General features: G+C 69.0%; 13 protein-coding genes and 7 pseudogenes. 9 read left to right on the top strand and 11 right to left on the bottom strand.

The genetic code is table 11. The annotated features are described in order from the left end of the window. Positions 1-148: 148 nt before the first annotated feature. Together ABZZ74_RS46385 and ABZZ74_RS46380 are read right to left on the bottom strand one after the other, a co-directional pair. Positions 149-511: pseudogene (locus tag ABZZ74_RS46385) on the bottom strand (transcriptional regulator); the annotation flags it as partial. A 249-nt stretch (positions 512-760) separates the two neighbouring features. After that, positions 761-1420, bottom strand: a complete 660-nt coding sequence (locus ABZZ74_RS46380) for a TetR/AcrR family transcriptional regulator (RefSeq protein ID WP_356950154.1) — start codon at positions 1418-1420, stop codon at positions 761-763. 164 nt (positions 1421-1584) lie between these two features. On the opposite strand from ABZZ74_RS46380, the gene ABZZ74_RS46375 reads away from it, so the two are divergent. The 4 genes and pseudogenes from ABZZ74_RS46375 to ABZZ74_RS46360 all read left to right on the top strand — a co-directional run bounded on the left by ABZZ74_RS46375 (position 1585) and on the right by ABZZ74_RS46360 (position 5290). After that, positions 1585-2616 (top strand): medium chain dehydrogenase/reductase family protein, encoded by a 1032-nt coding sequence (locus ABZZ74_RS46375; protein WP_356950153.1) that lies wholly within the window; start codon positions 1585-1587, stop codon positions 2614-2616. 292 nt (positions 2617-2908) lie between these two features. Then, positions 2909-3502 (top strand): SRPBCC family protein, encoded by a 594-nt coding sequence (locus ABZZ74_RS46370; protein ID WP_356950152.1) that lies wholly within the window; start codon positions 2909-2911, stop codon positions 3500-3502. A 276-nt stretch (positions 3503-3778) separates the two neighbouring features. Next, positions 3779-5048, top strand: a pseudogene (locus ABZZ74_RS46365) (IS256 family transposase). A gap of 113 nt (positions 5049-5161) precedes the next feature. Continuing rightward, the gene (locus tag ABZZ74_RS46360) at positions 5162-5290 is read left to right on the top strand and encodes a hypothetical protein (RefSeq protein ID WP_356950151.1); all 129 of its coding nucleotides are present in this window, start codon (positions 5162-5164) and stop codon (positions 5288-5290) included. Positions 5291-6123: 833 nt separating this feature from the next. Here the strand turns inward: ABZZ74_RS46360 and ABZZ74_RS46355 are convergent. Beyond that, a complete protein-coding gene (locus ABZZ74_RS46355; protein ID WP_356950150.1) occupies positions 6124-7218 on the bottom strand; it encodes a hypothetical protein in 1095 nt (364 codons plus the stop codon). 133 nt (positions 7219-7351) lie between these two features. Here ABZZ74_RS46355 and ABZZ74_RS46350 point away from each other — a divergent pair, with 133 nt between their 5' ends. Further along, entirely contained in the window at positions 7352-7942 is a 591-nt protein-coding gene (locus tag ABZZ74_RS46350; RefSeq protein WP_356950149.1) for a TetR family transcriptional regulator, read from the top strand. Positions 7943-8380: 438 nt separating this feature from the next. On the opposite strand, the gene ABZZ74_RS46345 is transcribed toward ABZZ74_RS46350, so the two are convergent. Next, entirely contained in the window at positions 8381-9259 is an 879-nt protein-coding gene (locus tag ABZZ74_RS46345; protein ID WP_356950148.1) for a hypothetical protein, read from the bottom strand. 75 nt (positions 9260-9334) lie between these two features. After that, positions 9335-9769, bottom strand: coding sequence for a hypothetical protein (locus ABZZ74_RS46340; RefSeq protein ID WP_356950147.1), 435 nt, complete (start codon positions 9767-9769; stop codon positions 9335-9337). A gap of 292 nt (positions 9770-10061) precedes the next feature. Between ABZZ74_RS46340 and ABZZ74_RS46335 the strand changes: the two genes are divergently transcribed. Continuing rightward, complete coding sequence (locus ABZZ74_RS46335; RefSeq protein WP_356950146.1) at positions 10062-12332, top strand: BTAD domain-containing putative transcriptional regulator; 2271 nt, start codon at positions 10062-10064, stop codon at positions 12330-12332. 162 nt (positions 12333-12494) lie between these two features. On the opposite strand, the gene ABZZ74_RS46330 is transcribed toward ABZZ74_RS46335, so the two are convergent. The 4 genes and pseudogenes from ABZZ74_RS46330 to ABZZ74_RS46315 form a co-directional block, all read right to left on the bottom strand. Next, positions 12495-12794, bottom strand: coding sequence for a hypothetical protein (locus ABZZ74_RS46330; RefSeq protein ID WP_356950145.1), 300 nt, complete (start codon positions 12792-12794; stop codon positions 12495-12497). A gap of 14 nt (positions 12795-12808) precedes the next feature. Further along, complete coding sequence (locus tag ABZZ74_RS46325; RefSeq protein WP_356950144.1) at positions 12809-12955, bottom strand: hypothetical protein; 147 nt, start codon at positions 12953-12955, stop codon at positions 12809-12811. A 106-nt stretch (positions 12956-13061) separates the two neighbouring features. After that, positions 13062-13805 (bottom strand): SPFH domain-containing protein, encoded by a 744-nt coding sequence (locus ABZZ74_RS46320; RefSeq protein ID WP_356950143.1) that lies wholly within the window; start codon positions 13803-13805, stop codon positions 13062-13064. Between the two features lie 16 nt (positions 13806-13821). Then, positions 13822-13920: pseudogene (locus ABZZ74_RS46315) on the bottom strand (SPFH domain-containing protein); the annotation flags it as partial. Positions 13921-14126: 206 nt separating this feature from the next. Here ABZZ74_RS46315 and ABZZ74_RS46310 point away from each other — a divergent pair. Continuing rightward, a pseudogene (locus tag ABZZ74_RS46310) lies at positions 14127-14525 on the top strand (IS110 family transposase); the annotation flags it as partial. Between the two features lie 273 nt (positions 14526-14798). On the opposite strand, the pseudogene ABZZ74_RS46305 reads toward ABZZ74_RS46310, so the two are convergent. Together ABZZ74_RS46305 and ABZZ74_RS46300 are read right to left on the bottom strand one after the other, a co-directional pair. Beyond that, a pseudogene (locus tag ABZZ74_RS46305) lies at positions 14799-15557 on the bottom strand (nuclear transport factor 2 family protein); the annotation flags it as partial. A 33-nt stretch (positions 15558-15590) separates the two neighbouring features. Continuing rightward, positions 15591-16526 (bottom strand): annotated as a pseudogene (locus tag ABZZ74_RS46300) (NADP-dependent oxidoreductase); the annotation flags it as partial. Positions 16527-16613: 87 nt separating this feature from the next. On the opposite strand from ABZZ74_RS46300, the gene ABZZ74_RS46295 reads away from it, so the two are divergent. Beyond that, positions 16614-17624, top strand: a complete 1011-nt coding sequence (locus ABZZ74_RS46295) for a helix-turn-helix domain-containing protein (RefSeq protein WP_356950142.1) — start codon at positions 16614-16616, stop codon at positions 17622-17624. A gap of 40 nt (positions 17625-17664) precedes the next feature. Next, positions 17665-17760 (top strand): annotated as a pseudogene (locus ABZZ74_RS46290) (IS5/IS1182 family transposase); the annotation flags it as partial. Between the last annotated feature and the right edge of the window lie 153 nt (positions 17761-17913).

Below are 17913 nucleotides of genomic sequence, written 5' to 3'. Positions count from 1 at the left end.
ACCAGCGGATACGTCGTCACCTGCCGGAGAGGCGCTGTCAGTTGCGGGCGGGGATACCGGAGCGGCATTCGGATGGGATGCGGGCATGGTCGGGGGCGGGGTTATCGCATCGTGACGCTGGTCGGGCCTTGGTGGGCGGGATCTTGGTGGGGTGAATCTCCACGCGAGTGCCGCGGCCGTCCCGGTTGAGGCGGGCGGTCAGGTAGCGGGCGACGTTCTCCCGCCGCACTGTGCGGTAGGCCTGCTCGATCCGCTCCAGGTTGCGCCGCGGGCGCGCGCCGGCCCTCCAGCCAGGCGCCCAGGGTGCGGTCGGTGACCGCCAGGCCGGCCGCCCGGGCTGCGGCGCGGGCGTGGGCGCTGCCGGTGAGGTAGTGCAGGCGGGCCAGGAGGCCTCGCCGGGCGGTGACGGAGGTGGCGATGTAGCCGGCGAGGGCGTCCAGTTGGCGGGCGACGGCTTCGTGGCCGCCACCCCCGCAGTCCCGCCGAGATCACAGGAACGTCGGATCTCCACCGGCGGCGATGCCTACCCGCGCTGACTGTAGGGTCAGGCCGAAAAGGCTCATTGATCCTCTTTTGGGCAGCAGTGATGCCGGCGCGCCGGTCATCGTCCGCGACAGCGACCAGGTCGTCCGGGTCGATGGACTCAATGCTTCTCACCGTGCTGGTAAGCGTCTTGGCGAAGCGGGTCCGTCGCTCGCGAGCTGAAACAAGGTCGTCAACGGGGAGACGCTCTCACCGTTCTTTATCGGAGCTGGGTCATTCACCGCACCAGATGGCGCAGTTCGCTCTCGTACAGCTCACCCGGGTCGAATCCCATGCCGGTGAAGTGGCCTGCCAGTTCCAGGGAGAGGATGCCGTGCAGGCGGGTCCAGAAGAGCAGGGCGCGGCGCAGCGCGGCAGGTGATGCGGGGTGGTCGGCGGCCCACTGCCGGTGTTCGGCGAGGTGGGTTTCCAGGCGCGCGTCGGGGTGGCCGTCGTGAGGGCTTTCCGTAGCGGCGCCGGCCGCGGTGGCGAGCAGGGCGTCCATGATCTTTGAGGCGATCATGGTGATGTCCTCGGGTGCGTGATAGCCGGGCACCGGTGTGCCGTAGATGAGGAAGTACCGCTGGGGGTCCTCCAGGGCCCAGGCCCTCAGTGCGCGCCCGAGTTGTGCGAGATCCGCACCCGGGACGGCCGCGGCACGGACGGTGTCGGCGAGACTGCGATAGGCGTCCCGGATCAGCTCGGTGATCAGTTCGTCCCGGCCGGCGAAGTACCGGTAGAGCGCGGGGCCGCTCATGCCCATCTGCTTGGCGATGGCATTGAGGGACAGTCCCGGAGCTCCGGCGGCGGCGATCTGCTCCCAGGCGCGTTCCTTGATCTCGGCTTGCAGCTGGGCTCGGTAGCGCTCGCGTGGTGTCTCGTGGCCCGCGACGGTCATCTGGACGTCCCTTCCCCTGTTCGCTCACCGCTGTCTGCTGCCGGGCGAGCAGCTCGGAGTTAGACCCTATTACGAACGCTCTTGACCGTCACGCCAACGAGCAGTTATAACTTCTAACGAACGCGCCATCCACTAACTAGCGCGCCGGATCGACGGAGGTCGTCATGAACGCGGGAACACGGGTCGAGGTCGTACTGCCGGGCAAGGTGGAACCGGAGGAGCTTCAGATACGCCAGGTCGCCGCTCCGGCCCCCACAGCGGACCAGCTCGTCATCCGCATGGAGGCGACCGGTGTCTCCTTCGCCGAGCAGCAGATGCGCCGAGCCCGCTACTACGACCAGCCGCCCTTCCCCTTCGTCCCCGGCTACGACCTCGTCGGCACCGTTGCGCAGACCGGCGACGGCGTCGATCCCGCTCTGGTCGGCACCCGGGTGGCCGCGCTGCTGAAGGTCGGCGGCTGGGCCAGCCACGTGGTCGTCGACGCCGCCGACGCGGTGCCGGTCCCCGAGGGGATCAGCGCGGCGCAGGCCGAGACCGTCGTCATCAACGGCATCACGGCATGGCAGATGCTGCACCGCAAGGCCCGCATCCGCGCCGGTCAGACCGTTCTGGTGCACGGCGCCAACGGCGGCGTCGGTTCCGTACTCGTCCAGCTCGCGCAGGCCGCCGGAGCGAAGGTGATCGGCACCGCCTCCGCGCGCCACCACGCCGCCCTGCGGGAGCAAGGGGTGACGCCGATCGACTACCGCACCGAAAACATCCCCGACCGCGTCCGCCAGCTCGCCCCGGCCGGTGTGGACGCCGTCTTCGACCACGTCGGCGGCCGCAACATCGTCGACTCCTGGCGCCTGCTCGCTCCCGGCGGCACGCTCGTCTCCTACGGCAGCGCCTCCACCCGGGACGACGAGGGCTCCAAGCAGTGGCCCGTCCTCAAGCTCCTCGGACGTGTATGGCTGTGGAACTCCCTGCCCAACCGCCGCCACGCCTACTTCTTCAACGTCTGGGCCGGCCGAGCCCTGAACCGCGGCCGTTTCCAGGCCAGGCTACGCACCGACCTCACCGAGGTCTTCGGAGCGCTCCGGCGCGGTGAGATCACCGCCCAGATCGCCGCCGAACTGCCCCTGGCCCGGGTTGCCGAGGCGATGCGGCTGGCCGAATCCGGCACCGTCGCCGGAAAGGTCGTCCTGCACGCCTGACGACCACGCGGAAGCCGACCCACATCCGTCCACGACTACTGCATGTGCCTGCTCTCCCAACGGGCGTGCGAGACGCCACCAACCTGAGCGGCGTCCCCGTCGATTCACCGCCCCCAGCAGCTCGGCCAAGCGCCGGAACAGTCCCTGACCGCCTGGCTCGCCGGCCTCAAGACCCGCGCTGAGCAGGCCGACTGACGCCCCCGGCCTCAAGCCGCCTCCGGTACCCCATAACTGCACCCGCTCCCCTGCCCGGCAGACAACCACCAACGCAAGTGATGAAAGGCCCCCTACCATGCGTATCCTCACCGCGACGAAGTTCGCCGCCGCCACCGCCAGCGCTGTCCTCCTCGCCACCGGCACCGCCCACGCCCTCAACGACGACCAGCCCACCACCGCCCCCACCATCGCGGCCGGCGCCACCGCTCACACCGACGACGTGCAGATCGACGCCAGCGCCCCGGTCATCACCCGCGACAACATCCTCATCCACGCCCCCCTGCACACCATCTGGAAGATCCAGACCGACGTCCAGAACTGGCCCACCTGGCAGCCAGGCGTCGACGTCGTCGTCAAGGACACCCCCGGACGCCTGCGCCCCGGCTCCGTCTTCCGCTGGACCACCGAGGGACTGGACATCACCTCCACCGTCAAGCAGGTCGACTACGGCAGGCGCCTGGCCTGGGGCGGCCCCGCCCAGGGCATCACCGCCATCCACGTCTGGACCTTCACTCCGACCACCGACGGCGTCCTCGTCCACACCGAGGAATCCTGGACCGGCGCCCCCGTCACCGCCAACCAGGCCACCCTGCAGACCGCCCTCGACAACTCCCTCCACAACTGGGTCAACAACCTCAAACACCAAGCAGAAAGCCAGGCCGGCAAGTAGCCTCTCCCGCGCTTCCGGAGCACAAGCCACTCCGGAAGCGCCCTCCCAAACCCTCCTCCTCTCATGTCGCGTTCGCGACGTCGCCGGGCCGTCCGATCCGCTTGGCCGGAAGGCCAGCCGCCACGGCGGTGAACTGAGCCGCACGCTGTTCCTCCGGCAGGAACGACCACCAGGGCGTGTCGACGGCGAGCGTGCCTGAAAGATCGTGTAAGTCCGTGGTGTGACAGGCTGACCGGAGCCCAGGCTCGGGCCCTGGTCAGCCGGGACGGACAGAGCATGACGGACAACGAGAACACCTCGGCTGTCGAATCGGTCGAGGAGAGGCTGGTGGACGAGGTCGTCGAGCGTCTGATGGACCGCGCCGATGCCTCCGGAGCCGCTCTGCTGGGCGAGGGCGGGCTGCTGACCGAGGTCACTCGGGCCGTGCTCGAGCGGGCCCTGGACGCCGAAATGACCGAACATCTCGGCTATGAGAGGCACGATCCGGCCCGCGGCTCGGGCAACAGCCGTAACGGGACCTCACCGAAGACCGTGCTGACCGACGCGGGCGCGGTCACCGTGGCCATTCCCCGGGACCGCAACGGCTCCCTCGAGCCGAAGCTCGTGCCCAAGCACCCGCGGCGGCTGGCGGGCTTCAACGAGCAGATCCTGTCCCTGTGCCCGCGGCATGTCGGTGCGGGACATCCGCTCCCACCTGGCCGGCATGTACGGCGTCGAGGTCTCACCGGACCTGATCAGCAAGGTCACCGACGCTGTCGCCGACGAGCTCGCCGCCTGGCAGAACCGCCCGCTGGACGCCGTCTGGCCGATCATCTACATCGACGCACTGTGGATCAAGATCCGGTCAGGATCCGTCGCCTCCAAGCCGGTCTACCTCGCCGTCGGCGTCGACATGGACGGCTGCAAAGACGTCCTTGGCCTGTGGGTCGGCGACGAGGGCGAAGGCGCCACGACGTGGATGACGGTGCTGTCCGAACTACGCAACCGCGGAATCGACGACGTCTGCATCGTCGCCTGCGACGGCCTCAAGGGTCTGCCGGACGCGGTCACCGCGACGTGGCCCAAGGCCACGGTCCAGACCTGCGTGATCCACTTGATCCGGGCATCGCTGCGGCTGGCGGCCAAGCAGCACCATCCGGCGGTGGTGTCCGCGCTCAGGGCCATCTACACCGCGCCGACCGAACAGGCCGCCGAGCAGGCCCTCGCGGACTTCACCGCATCGGAGTTGGGCCAGCGTTAGCCGGCCGTCGTGCGCACCTGGCGGGCGGCGTGGAGCGAGTTCACGCCCTACCTGGCATTCCCGCCCGAGATAAGGAAGGTCGTGTATTCGACAAACCTGATCGAGTCGATCAACGCGCGGCTTCGCAAGACCACCCGCAACCGGGGGCACTTCCCCTCCGAAAAGGCTGCACTGAAGGTGCTCTACCTCGTCGTCCGCGAGCTGATCACCCCCAAGGCCCGCGATGTCAACCACGTCGCGGCACACTGGAAGAAGGCGCTGAACCAGTTCTCACTCTTTTTCGAGGACCGGCTCAACACCACGTGACCCCGGAGGACTTACACAAAGTCACTGACACGCCCTCGACGCCCCGGGGGCCACGGCGTTGACCCAGCTCCGGCCGGGGTAGGCCGGTGGGGGTCGAGGGTGTAGAGCTCGGAATGGGCGGTGGCGAAGGCGGTGGCCCGGCCGTGCAGGACCGGCAGCCGCTCGCCAATCTCGGTGGCGGCGTCTTCGTCAACGAGGCCAGTGGCCAGGACGGCGGCGAGCAGGTGAAGAACGTCGGCTGACATGTCGCCGTCCGTGGGGGCCGGCTGACGGCGTATTCGAGCAGCGAGCACAGCGCGCGCACGGCCAGACTTGGGTCCAGGTGCCGGAGGTGTTGGTCTCGGTGGTCCAGGCGCGGAAGCGCGAGGGTCCAGGTCTGACGCTGAGTGCGGTCTGCTGCTGGGCGAGGTCGTTGTTGTAGTAGGCGAGGGTGCTGCCGGGCAGGGCGGTGGTGCGGCCCAGGTTGGCGTACGTGTAGTCGGTAGTCGACGAGCCGATCGGCGCCGTCGTAGGTGGAGCTGATGGTGATGGCGCCGGTGATGGTGTAGTCGAGGCCGACGCCGGCGACGGCGGTGGCGAGGGCCTTGCGGTTCCTGTTCTTGTCGAAGGTGTAACTGCGGGTGGTGCAGATGGCGTCGGCGCCGGTGCCCTGGACCTGGGTGAGGCGGCCGGTGTTGTCGTAGGTGTACGCCTGGGAGGCGGTGATGCCAAGGGTGCCGCAGTGGGTGACGATCTGGCTGTGGGTGTTCTCGCTGACGGTGTCGGCCGCGAGGACTGCGCCCTCGCTGGTGCGGGTGTACGTCCAGGCGGTGGCTGAGCAGACTGGCTTTGTGCGTTCCTCTGGGGCCGACTGACACGTTCGAAGCCAGCTGGCCCCGCGCCGGCCTTCCCAGCTGAGCAGTCCGTCGCTCACCCAGGCGCCGCACCCGTCGTCGGCGTTGACGACGGCTGCTGCAGCCGACTGTAACCACAACCACATGGCACGTCGTGTCGTGGTGGAGCCCGGTTTCGGGCTGTGGTCAGGCCGTGGCGGCGGGACTGGCGACGCCGGTGATTTGGTCCCAGAACGGCTCGGTCACTGGTCGAGGATGAGGGTGCCGCCTGCGGCGGTGGCGAGGCCGGGGCCGAATGCCGCTGCTGGGGTGTAGGCCCCTGCGGGGGCTTCGCCGTGGGCGAGGCGGGTGGCGGTCTCGATGAGGACGTCGGCGGTGTAGTCCATGCCGTCGCCCGCGCGCAGCCAGCCTTCGCGGCGGGTGCCGTCGGGCCAGGTGATGTCGGCGTGGCCCCAGGAATGGGTACGGGGGCGGGGGGCTTCTTTCAGTGCGGTTCGGGCGAGTTGGCGGATGGCGAGTCGGCGCAGCCGCGGGATGGACAGGAGGGCGGCGAAGGCGGGCATGAGCGCACGGACGATCGGGGAAGTGGGTGCAAGGCCTGAGGTGACGACGACGTTCGGCGCCCCGCTCGCGGCCTGCGCGGCGAGGAGTTCGCCGGAGGGGGCGCCGGCGGACTTCGTGCTCTGTCCGTCGGGGAGGGAATGGTGCTGCACGTCGGCGCCGAGGCGTGTCCTGACCATGCGCCCGTCCTGGTAGCGGCGGCCTCCAGTGGTGATCACGTCCACGATGGTCGTGGCGAAGGCCTCCCCCATGGCTCCGGCTGTCGTCGCCACCGAGGAAAGGGCGTCGACGCGGACCCGGGCGGGGGTGGGACGGTCGCGGCACAGTTCGGCCACGACGGATTCGGTGGCCAGGACACCGAATCCGGCTCCGGTGACCAGGGTGCTGGCGGCCTTCGCGGCCTCCTCGTGCAGGTCCAGCAGGCGCGGTAGCGCGTCGAGGTCGGCGGCGAGGTCGACGTAGTGTCCGCCGGGCATACAGGCGCGAGCAAGGACCGTAGCGGTCCGGGCGTAGTTCCCTAGGGTGTTGACGACCACGGCCGGACGGCGGCGGCCGATCTCCGCGGCCATGTGCTCCACCGAGTCGCTGACCAGCACCTCCATGTCCGGATGACCTGCGTCTGCGGCGGTCTTGTGCAGCAGGTCGCCGTTGCGGCCGACCAGCACGATGTCGGCGTCGCGGGCTGCCAGTCCGGCGGTGACGGTGCGGCCGATGCGCCCGGTGGCTCCGAGGATCCAGATCTCGTTGGTGCGGGCGTTCCGGTCGTCGTGGTTCATTGCGAGCTTCCTTCCAACGGCGCCCCGGGGCCGACGTCCGGCTTTCGGGGATGGCAAAGTGATGTCTCACCGTGTCATCACTCAGGCTAGCGCATCGACGACACTCTGAGACATCACTTGGTAGTGTCGCGGTATGGCCAGATGGGACCCCGGCACCGAGGAACGGCTACGCAAGGCTGCCCTGGAACTGTTCACCGAACATGGATACGACCACGTGACGGTGACTGACATCGCGGAACGGGCCGGCATCACCCGCCGCACCTACTTCCGCTACTTCCCCGACAAGCGCGAGGTCCTGTTCGCCCACTCCGACGAACTGGCCGCAGCCGTCGCGGAAGCCGTCCGCGACGCGGAACCCGGAACAGACGACATGGCCGCCGCCCTGAACGCCCTCGCCACGGCGGGCACTTATCTGACCGAGCATGCGAAAGACCCGGCACAACGCCAGGCAGTGATCCGGTCCAGCCCCGAGCTCGAAGAGCGCGAGCGCACCAAACTCGCCGCGCTCACCGCCGCCATCCAAACCGCCCTGGCAAGCCGCGGCACGGCGAACGCCCAGGCGCGCACGGTCGCCCAACTCGCCGGCCTGGCCTTCGCGAACGCCTACACGCGATGGATCGAGCTGGAGGGAGCCGCGGATTTCAGGGACTGCCTCCGCAACGCCACCGACACCCTACGAGAGGCCCTGACCGACGGCTGGAGTCCGACACCCACATCCCCCTGACCGTCCCGTCGGGACAGAACCCGGAAACGCTGGCTCGCGTCGAGATGTTCTCGATTCCGGTGGGTCTGTACGGTCTTTACATCCCGCGTGTGCCCTCTCGTCTCGCCGGAGCGCAGGTCGTGCCTCTCAGCAGTCGTCAGGGAGGCCGGCCGCCTTGCACACATCAGGCATTTCAGTGATCGTCTGTGTGCCCGCGTAGTAGCGGATGGCGTTGGGATACCTCTTGTCCTGCTTCCGGTACATCAGAACCTGGCCTACCAGCGCGCTGATCGCCATGAGTCGCCCATGGCAGTGGCGAGCAGGCGGAAGGCCTGATCCGCGCTGAGGGAGCCGTCCGGGAGGGCGAGCCGCACCTGGTCGAGTTCGGTTTCCCAGGGCTCGATACGGAAGCCGTAAGGGAGTTGGGCTGACCTGGCTCACCCCCCGCAGGCCCCCCGCTCAGGCGAGCACCTTACGAGCCACGGTGTCCTGGCGGGTCTGAAGGCGGTTCCATTCGGTCAGCGTCGCCGCATGGTCGTCCAGCCATTTCTGCTGCACGACCCGCAATCTCGCGTAGGCGACGGGCAGATAGTTCGTCGCGCCTTTGCACCGCATGTCGGCCCGCGCGGCGGCGTTCTCCGCGGGCTGGGTGTCCCGGGGCAGACTCAACAGCACATCGACGGGGTCCTTCGCCCGGAATCCGGCCTGGCTCATGCACCTGCTCCAACGGGCTTGCATGGCACGGAAGTCAGCGTCCTTCTCCACCTGCCCCCGGGCCTCCTTCTCGCCCTCCCCCAGCCGGATGCGCAACTGCAGCCAACGCAGCCGCGAGTCGCCCAGCAGCCGTTTCTCCGCCTCGGCCTGGCAGCCGTCGGCGGGCCGGGTGACCTTGAACATGGTGCCCCTGGCGGAGATCCGCCTGTCGGGGTCGCCGTACAGTGCCCTGGTGAACGCCTCCCCCCGTGACTTCTCGGGCGTCACTGAAGCGGCAGACGGCTGCGGCGCCAGGGACTCGAGCCCGAAGGGGGTCGGGTGCTCGTCGGAGTCGGCCGAGGTGACGGGCTTGAAGGTGAAACCGTGCCGCGCCATACAGTCGACCGTGAGGTGCTGCTCGGCTCGCTGGACGCGGAGCACCGCGGCGCTGGGCAGGTACAGCAGCCGCTGGAAGGGCAGTCGTCGGTTCAGGGCGTCCGTGTCGACCCCGCTCGATCCGGCCGTACTCGACGGAGACACGGGTGAGGAGCGGTCGTGAACCACCCACGCGGTCAGGGCCACGCCCAGGACCAGGACGACGGCAGTGATGCGGACAGCGCGGCTGCGGGCGGCGGCCAGCGGCATGGGGTTCCTCCTCCTCGGTGGCCGGTACGGCAGCCGTCGTCGCCGACGGTCGCCGTACCGGCGGACGCCTGCGGATCAGTAGCAGGAGATGGTGGTCCGGCCGCGCAGCTGCAGAGAACTGGCCTGGTTCTGCTTGGAGGAGGGCAGGTACTCGACGCTGCTGCCCGGGTTCACACAGAACAGGAAGGTGCCGTAGTTGGAGTTGACGTAGTAGTGGCTTTCGTAGTTGCTGTTGCTGGAGTTGCTCGCCGACACGACGTTGTCGTTCACGGACTGGCCGTATCCGGACAGCCCGCTGCCCTGGTTGAACGTGTCACCGCTGAAGTTGGTGTCGCTGTTGAAGTACGAGTGCTTGGCGGAGTCGAAGCCGAGGAAGAACACGCAGTGATACCCCGAGGCGCAGTTCGGGGCCGCCGAGGCCGGCGAGGCCAGGACCGCGCCCCCCACCGCCATGGTCGCTGCAAGACCGACGACCGCGGCAAGCCGCTTCCGCGTACGTGCGAGTGCCATCCGCATCCCTTTCGTCGCTATGGGTTCCCGGGACAACACCGTGGTGCCGACCGGTGTCGCAACCGTGACCGAGAGCGGTGCAGTGCCTGCGCAGTGACGGTGCAGTCCTGGCGCAGTCCGCGCGCACCGGACCGTCCGACCTGCGCTGCCTCGTAGGGCGTGGGGACGTCTCTGACACAGGCCGAAACGCCCCCTGGTGCCGCACCCGTTTCCCACAGCATCGTGGGCATCACAGGCGAAGCGGTCCTGTTCCGTGAGACGCCGGGACCGCGGGGGGAGAGCCTTGGGGGGCGTGGTGGAGTTCCGTGTACTGGGACCTGTCGAAGTGCGGTCCGAGGGAGGAAGACTGCGGCCGCTGGCGCGCAAACCGACAGCGCTGCTGGCGGCGGGCCTCGTCGACGCCGGACAGGTGGTGTCGGTGGACCGGCTGGTGGACGCGGTGTGGGGCGAGGGACCGCCGGCCACCGCGCCGAAGCTCGTGCAGAGTTACGTCGCCCGGATCCGACGCGTTCTGCACGTCCCCGGACGCCGTGAGGTGATCGTGACTCGACCGCACGGCTATCTGTTCCAGCCGGAGTCGGACGAACTCGACCTCGACCGCTTCCTGAAGCTGACAGAACGGGGCCGCGTCGAGGCGGCGAGAGGCGACCGTGCGGCGGCTGCAACCCTCGACCAGGCGCTGGCGCTGTGGCACGGCCCGGCGCTGGGGAACCCCACCACGGCCTTGCTCCGCACCGAGGCCATCCGCTTGGAGGAACTCCGGCTGGGGGCCCAGGAAGCCCTCATGACACTGCGTATGGACAGGGGCGCAGCGTCGGATCTGGTGGCGGAGCTGAACCGGCTGGTCGCCGTGCACCCCGAGCGCGAACAGCTGCGGCTGCTGTTGATGACGGCCCTGGCCCGCTGCGGACGGCGCGCCGAGGCCCTCGCCGCGTACCGGGACGCCCACCGCTGGCTGCGCACCGAACTCGGCATCGGCCCCGGCCGCGATCTGCGCGAACTGCACGCGCGCCTGATCGCCTGGGAGGCGCCGGGGCAGAACAGCTGCGGGGAGCCCACGGAGAGATCGCCGGCGAGTGCTCCGACGGTACTGGGCGTCTCGGAACGGACTTCGGTTCCCGAGCAACTTCCATGCGCCACCGTGCTCACCGGCCGTGACATGGAGGTGGAACACCTACGGGCGGCCCTGCGTCACAATCGACCGCACCCTTCGGTCAGTGTCGTGCACGGCATGCCAGGCGTCGGCAAGACGGCCTTGATCGTGCACGTCGCCCACGATGTCGCCGCCCACTACCCTGGCGGACGGCTCTACGCGGACCTCGGCGACGCACGCCGACAGAGCGCCGAACCGGCGCAGGTCGTTACCGGTTTCCTCCACGCACTGGGTGTCGCACCCACCGGGCCGTGCACCACGCTTGCGGAGGCCTGCGCCATCCTGCGCACGGTGCTCAACCGGCGCCGCATCCTGATCGTCCTGGACAACGTCAGCGACGAGCGGCAGGTACGTCCGCTGCTGCCCGGCCCGGGTGGCGGCAGCTCAGTGCTGATCGCCGGCCGCTCGGCTCTCCTGGGGCTCGACGCCACCAGTCGTACCCACCTCGACGTGCTGGACCTGTCCGGAGCCGTGGCACTTCTCGCCCGGCTGGCCGGTCCCCAGCGGATCGCGGCCGAACCCGCGGCGGCCGCTGACATCGCCCGCCTGTCCGGAGGGCTTCCGCTCGCCGTTCGGGTGATCGGCACCCGGCTGGCCGCCCGCGTCCGGTGGCCGCTGCAGTCGATGGTGGACCGGTTGCGCGCGGAGGACACTCGGCTGGACGAGATGGCCTGCGGAGACCTGGATGTACGCGCTCGGCTCAGCCACAGCTACGACCGCCTGCGGCGCGCCGAGCGGCGCATGCTGCGACGGCTGGCCGCGCTGGATGTGTCGGACTTCGCGTCGTGGGCGGCAGCCTCACTCGCGGCCACGGGGGCGCACGAGGCCGGACGGCTGGTCGAACGACTGGCGGACGCCCATTTGTTGGAACCGCTCGGCGCGGACCGTTGCGGGCAAGTCCGCTACCGCGTGCACGACCTGGTGCGGCTGTTCGCCCGTGAGCGCGCCGCCGTCGAGGACACCACGGCCGAGCGCCGGGACGCCGCCGCACGCCTGGTGGACGCGATGGTCGACTTGACCGGCAGCGCGAGCGGAGTCGAGGCGGCGAAGACGTACGACCCGACACCGCCCGCCGCGACGCAGCCGGCCGAACTCAAGCTGGCACCCAGGGCCTGGCTTGAGGCCGAGCATGCTTTCCTGCGTGCCGGCGTCGGCCTAGCCGCGCGGTTCGATCTGCACCGGCGCGCGTGCGATCTGGCATCCCTGGTCGCACCCGCGACACACGGTCTGAGCACTCGCCCGCTTCCCGAGCCCGTCACACCGGCCGTCCCGCCACACCCGTGCCCCATCCGCTGGGCAGCGCAGACGGCACATGAGGGGGCGGCCGAGGGCGATGTCCCACAGTGCCCGTCCCCGGCCACGGGGACCGTTCGGGTGATGGCCATCAGCGCAGACGGCGGGACACAATGACGGGGCAACGGAGCTCCTTCGGGACAAGCTGTCCTGGCCGACTGCCTGTACCAACGGGTTCCGTTGCCCTGCGTCGTGAATCCTTCAACTCACTTGCGTGACCTGCGAAACCCCTAACTACCCGGCCTTGGGCCAAGGCCCTCTCCGTCAGCCCTCCTCCCATCAACCCGCGATCGCCCGCAAGATCGGCTGGCCGAGTGCGCCGAGCCGGCCCGCCACTGCCTCCCGATCCGGCTCCGGCCGGGCGACCTCCTCGTCCAACGAGTCCAGCTCGGCCCCCACCTCTGGCTCGATTGCTGGCGGCAACGCCGTCCGCCCGATCGACGCCCTCAGTTCCCGGACCAGGCCGCGCACCTCCTGCCCGCGCGCCGTGAAGACGGCCGACTGGCCACCATGAACGGTCTGGTTCCCGGCGACGTTGTTGACCACGCCGCCCTGCTGGTTGCCGATGTTGAAGGCCATGGCTCCCCCTCTCCTCACCGCTGCCGCCAGGACGCCTGCCGCTCGGCATCCTCGAAGCGGCGGCGCCGGGACGTCGTCACGATGTGCAGAACGATCCCCGATGACCCCGCCAGAACCATCCCGATGGCCGCCATCGCGAACCCGACCGCCCCTACCGGCACCCCGGCCACCTTCGGTCCGAGCGGCTCGGGCCGTGCCGCACGGCATCCAGCGCCCTCCGGTGAAGGCGAGCTCCGCTCCCTGCCGGCACGTGGGTTGTACGCACTCTTACAGCCCAAGAAGGTGTCGTAGCTGGACGACCAACGTCTCGATCTGCCCTCCGAGAGCTGTGGTCGTAGTCAGCCCCGCGGTGATCTGAGTGACCGCATGGCGCAGGCGACCAACGTTCGGTGGGCGGTCCTCGTTGTGGGCGCTCTGGACTTCCTCTTCGAAGGCTTCCGCCCAGGTGACAACGGCTGGGTCGGGAACGGTAGAGGAGGAAGCCTCCGCTCGCACCAGGCTCACCAGGGCGGCCGCCAGGTGCAGCACCTGGTCTCCAGGCAGGCCGTGAACGCTGCGTGCGTCCAGGTTGTTGTGATCTCCCAGCTGGGCGTTGCCCGTGATGTGGGTGTCGCCGTATCGGCTCATGTGGACCTCCATGGCGTTGATGACGATCTCAGGCCGGGGAGCTTGGGCCCCGCGGTCGGGCAGGACGGGCACGTCACCGAGCATCAGGCCGAACCAGTGAACGGTCAGTCCCCAGTCGTCAGCGGCCTCCTTCAGGCGCTGCTCGATCCGGACGCGGAGTTCTTCGACTGCGGCCGTCGCGAAGTCGCCGTTCAGACCGCGCAGACCGTGCACGATTTCGTGCCGCATGACCTGGTCAAGAGCTTGGACATAGCTGGCGATGCCATAGGTGGCCTTGTAGGGATCGGTCACTTCGTAGTGCACCATCGCGTTGAGGTGCAGGTCGGCGTCGTCTTTTGAGCGCGTCTCGATGAACACGGGAATCGGCACGGTCTGGCGCCGCACGATTGCGGATGGTGTCGGCGAACGGGTGGATGGTGTGCAGCCCGGAGCCCATGGTCCTCGAGTAGCGTCCGAACCGTTCGACAACCGCCGCTGAGCCTTCCGGGATGACCTGCACAGAGCGGAGGGTGTACGTCCCGAGCCCCACGCCGGTCGCAGCAGCAGCCAATCCCGCCAGCAATCGTCGTCTCACAAGCCCCCCTCATTCTGGGCCCACAATGCTGGCTCAATTACCCGCCCTCGGCCAGAGCACCACCTGTTCCTACCGCTTCCTGAGCTGCAAGGCCAAGAGCTCCCGATCTTCGGCGTCGGTGACAGAGCGGCCTGGACGTCGGCAAGAGTGCCCATCACGGTCATGGGCTCACCCGGCCGGGAAGAAAGTCCTCGACAAGCAGATGCCCAACAGCGAGCCGAACCTGCGGGCCGTCTTCGACAAGCTGACCGCCAAGTTCGGCACCGTCCTGGTGATCGTGGACCAGCCCGCCTCCATCGGCACCCTCCCACTCACCGTGGCCCGGGACGCGGGCTGCCCCGGGCGAGGCCAAGACCGATGCCAAGGACGCCGCGGTGATCGCGGACGCGGCCCGCACCATGCCGCACACACTGCGCTCCCTGGAACTGACCGACGAGATCACCGCCGAACTGACCGTGCTCGTCGGCTTCGACCGAGACCTGGCAGCCGAGGCCACCCGCATCTCCAACCGGATACGCGGCCTGCTCACGCCCGAGCACCCGGACTACCCCCGCATCCTCGCAGTCTTCAACCACGCGACCGGGCCGCTACGGGCCAAGGACGTCTGCGAAGCCCTCGGCCACGAGCCGCTGCCGAAGAAAGTCGAAGGCACCCGCGCCAAGCTGAAACGCCTGGTCAAACTCGGGATCCTCACCGAGGCCGACACCGGCAACTTCACCAGGAAGCAATAGCCGACGGAACCTCCACCAGCGGCCTTGCCCCAACCTCAGCCTGAAACGGGCATCACCTTACGAACCGCCCACTCAGAACATCGTGTTGTCGTTGGCGGCGGTCTCGGGCACGGCCTGTTCGGAGCTCCAGTGCTCGACGATCCTGGCATCGCGGACCCGGAAGAGGTCGATGACCGACCGGCCACGCTCGCCCGGCGTGTCGACGTAGTGGCTGTGCACGGCGACCAGGTCGCCTTCGGCGATGACGCGTTTCGGTGTGACACTCGACTGCGGGAACTTGTCGAAGTAGCTGCCCAGGTCGGCCTTGAGGCCGGCCGCGCCGTCGGAGATGTTCGGGCTGTGTTCGTGGTAGTCGGCGCCGACGTAGGCGTCGATGGCGGTCAGGTCCTTGCGGACCAGCAGCTGGTCGACGAACGCGGTGACCAGTTCCTTGTGGTAGGCGGTGAACCAGCGCTGCCCGACCGCGTCGGTCCGCGGCTCGCTGAGCGTGGCGAACATGTCGTTGCCGCTGGCCGTGGTGGCGGGCACTTCCTGAATGACGTCCCAGTGCTCGGCGATCTTGCCGTCCTGGAAGCGGAACAGGTCGAACACGGCCAGACCCGGGGTGCCCGGCACCATGACGTAGCGGGAGTGGAGCAGCACCAGATCGCCGTCGGTGATGATCCGGCGGGGCTCGAAGGCGGCCTGCGGAAACTGCTGTCGCATGCCGGCGCTGAAGTTCTTGAGGGCGTCGGCTCCGTCGGGCGCCAGGGGGTTGTGCTGGATGTAAAAATCGGGCCGCACGACCCGATCGACGATGGCCGTGTCGCCGCGGACGAACACGTCCTCCAGTAGTTGCTTGGCAAGTTGCGCCTTGCTGTCTCGGACGGTCAGCACGATCTTGCCGGTGGTGCGGCCGGTCTCGCCGAGCGTGTGCGCCTTCGCGGCCTCGGCGAGCGGGAAGGTGGCCTCGATGTGGGCGCGCAGTGCGCCGGTCTCGACGAGGGCGGCGATGGCCTGCATGCCGGCGTGGTCGGCCTCGACCAGCAGCGACTCGTAGCGGATCCCCCGCTCGGCGATCGCCGCCAGTTCGCCGGCGTCGACGGGTACCGGAAGGATCGAGACGAGGGTGCCGCCCGGGCGCAGCACGGCCACGGATCGGGCGCGGGCGGCGGAGTCACGGGAGATCGGGTCGAAGACCACGTCGATGTCGCTGAGCACCTCGGTGAAGTCGACGCTGTGGTAGTCGATGACCTCGTCGGCACCGAGGGATCGCAGGAAGTCGTGTTTGGCGGCGCTGGCGGTGCCGATCACGTACGCGCCGCGGTCCTTGGCGATCTGCACGGCGAGGTGACCGACGCCGCCGGCCGCCGCGTGGATCAGGACTCGCTGCCCGGCCCGGACGCCGGCGGTGTCGACCAGTGCCTGGTAGGCGGTCAGCGCGGCCAGCGGCAGCGCACCCGCCTGGACGTGGTCGATGCCGGCGGGCTTGTGCGTGAAGACGCGGGCCGGCCCGGTCACGTACTCGGCGTGCGAGCCGACTCCGCCCGGGTAGGGCAGCATGCCGAAGACCTCGTCGCCGGGCTTGAACAGCGTGACGCCCACGCCGACGGCCTCGACGACGCCGGAGACGTCCCAGCCGAGCACCAGCGGCATCCGGGCGATGGTCGCGGACTGGGCACGGTTCCCCCAGTCGGTCGGGTTGACCCCGGCCGCGTGGACGGCGACCAGGATCTCGCTCACCCCTGGCGCCGGTTTGGGCAGCAGGGTTTCCTGCAGCACGTCGGGGGCGCCGTAGGTGTCCTGGCTGATGGCTCGCATGGTTTCGGTGTCCGTCATGGGCCCAGCTTGGCCGCCGTCACAGGCCGCTACAATCGCGTGATCGCCAATTTTCGACGGGATCCTGCCGTGATCAAGGTGCACCGCGTCGTTGTCCTCGCCTCGCACGGGGTGTACCCGTTCGACCTGGGCATTCCCCACCGCGTCTTCGGCGCCGCGGACGGCCGCTACGAGGTCGTGACCTGCACCATCGACGGTCACCCGGTGCGCACCAACGCGGACTACTCCATCACCGTCGAGCACGGCCCGGAGGCGTTGCGCACCGCCGACACCGTCATCATCCCACCGTTCCACACCGGCAACCCCCGCCGTCAAACGCCGGTCGACCTGGCGCAAGTCCTCGCGTACGTGGCCCCCGGCACCCGGATCGTGTCCACCTGCACCGGCGCCTTCGTGCTGGCCGCGGCGGGGCTGCTCGACGGGCACCGGGCCACCACGCACTGGCACGCCACGGGCCTCTTCCGGGAGTGGTACCCGCAGGTGGAACTCGACCCGAACGTCCTGTTCGTCGACGAAGGCGACGTGCTGACCTCGGCCGGTGCCGCTGCCGGCATCGATGTCTGCCTGCACCTTGTCCGCAAGGACCACGGCAGCGAGATCGCCAACCGTGTGGCCCGCACCTGCGTCGTCCCCCCGTGGCGCGACGGAGGCCAGGCGCAGTACATCGAACACCCGGTTCCCGATGCAACGGCGAACGACACGTCCGCCGCCCGGCAGTGGGCGCTGCAGAACCTGCACAAGCCGCTGACTCTGAGCGACCTTGCCGAGCAGTCGAACATGAGCCAACGCACCTTCAGCCGCCGCTTCAAAGAAGAAGTCGGCTTGAGCCCCGGACGCTGGCTCATCCAGCAACGCGTCGACCGAGCCCGGCAGTTGCTGGAATCCACCGACCTGCCGGTCGACGAGATCGCCGGCCAGGTCGGCTTCGCCGGCGGCACCTCGCTGCGCGAACACCTGCACGCCGCTATCGGCGTCACACCACTGGCCTACCGGCGGACCTTCCGAGGCGCACCGGCAACGAGCCGTGCCGCCGCGGCGGATGCTCGGCGGGACGGGCAAGCATGTCGCCCTGGACCGTAAAATTATGTACGTCATACCATCGGCTATGCTGGGGACCGGTATCGGTCGCGGGTATGACAGCAAACGCACCCGTGAGTTGCTCGACGAGATCGGCTTCGACGCCCAGATCGCCTGCAAGGGCATGCCCGCCCCGATCGACCATCGATAACCCAACAACCAAGATCAGCCGCTAAGTTGACACACCCGGACTTCCCGCGTTCAGGCTCCGATGCAGCCTTCTATCATCTGTGTGAGCCGACCGGCCAGCATTCCTCAGTGCGTCTGTCCGGCGGTGTCGAGCGGGCGGGGC

It is taken from the genome of Streptomyces sp. NPDC006476, assembly GCF_040612015.1.
In the GTDB taxonomy this organism is placed as follows: Bacteria; Actinomycetota; Actinomycetes; order Streptomycetales; family Streptomycetaceae; genus Streptomyces; species Streptomyces griseorubiginosus_B.
The sequence above is the reverse complement of the archived record's forward strand: the minus strand, read 5'-3'. Positions and strand labels throughout refer to the sequence as shown.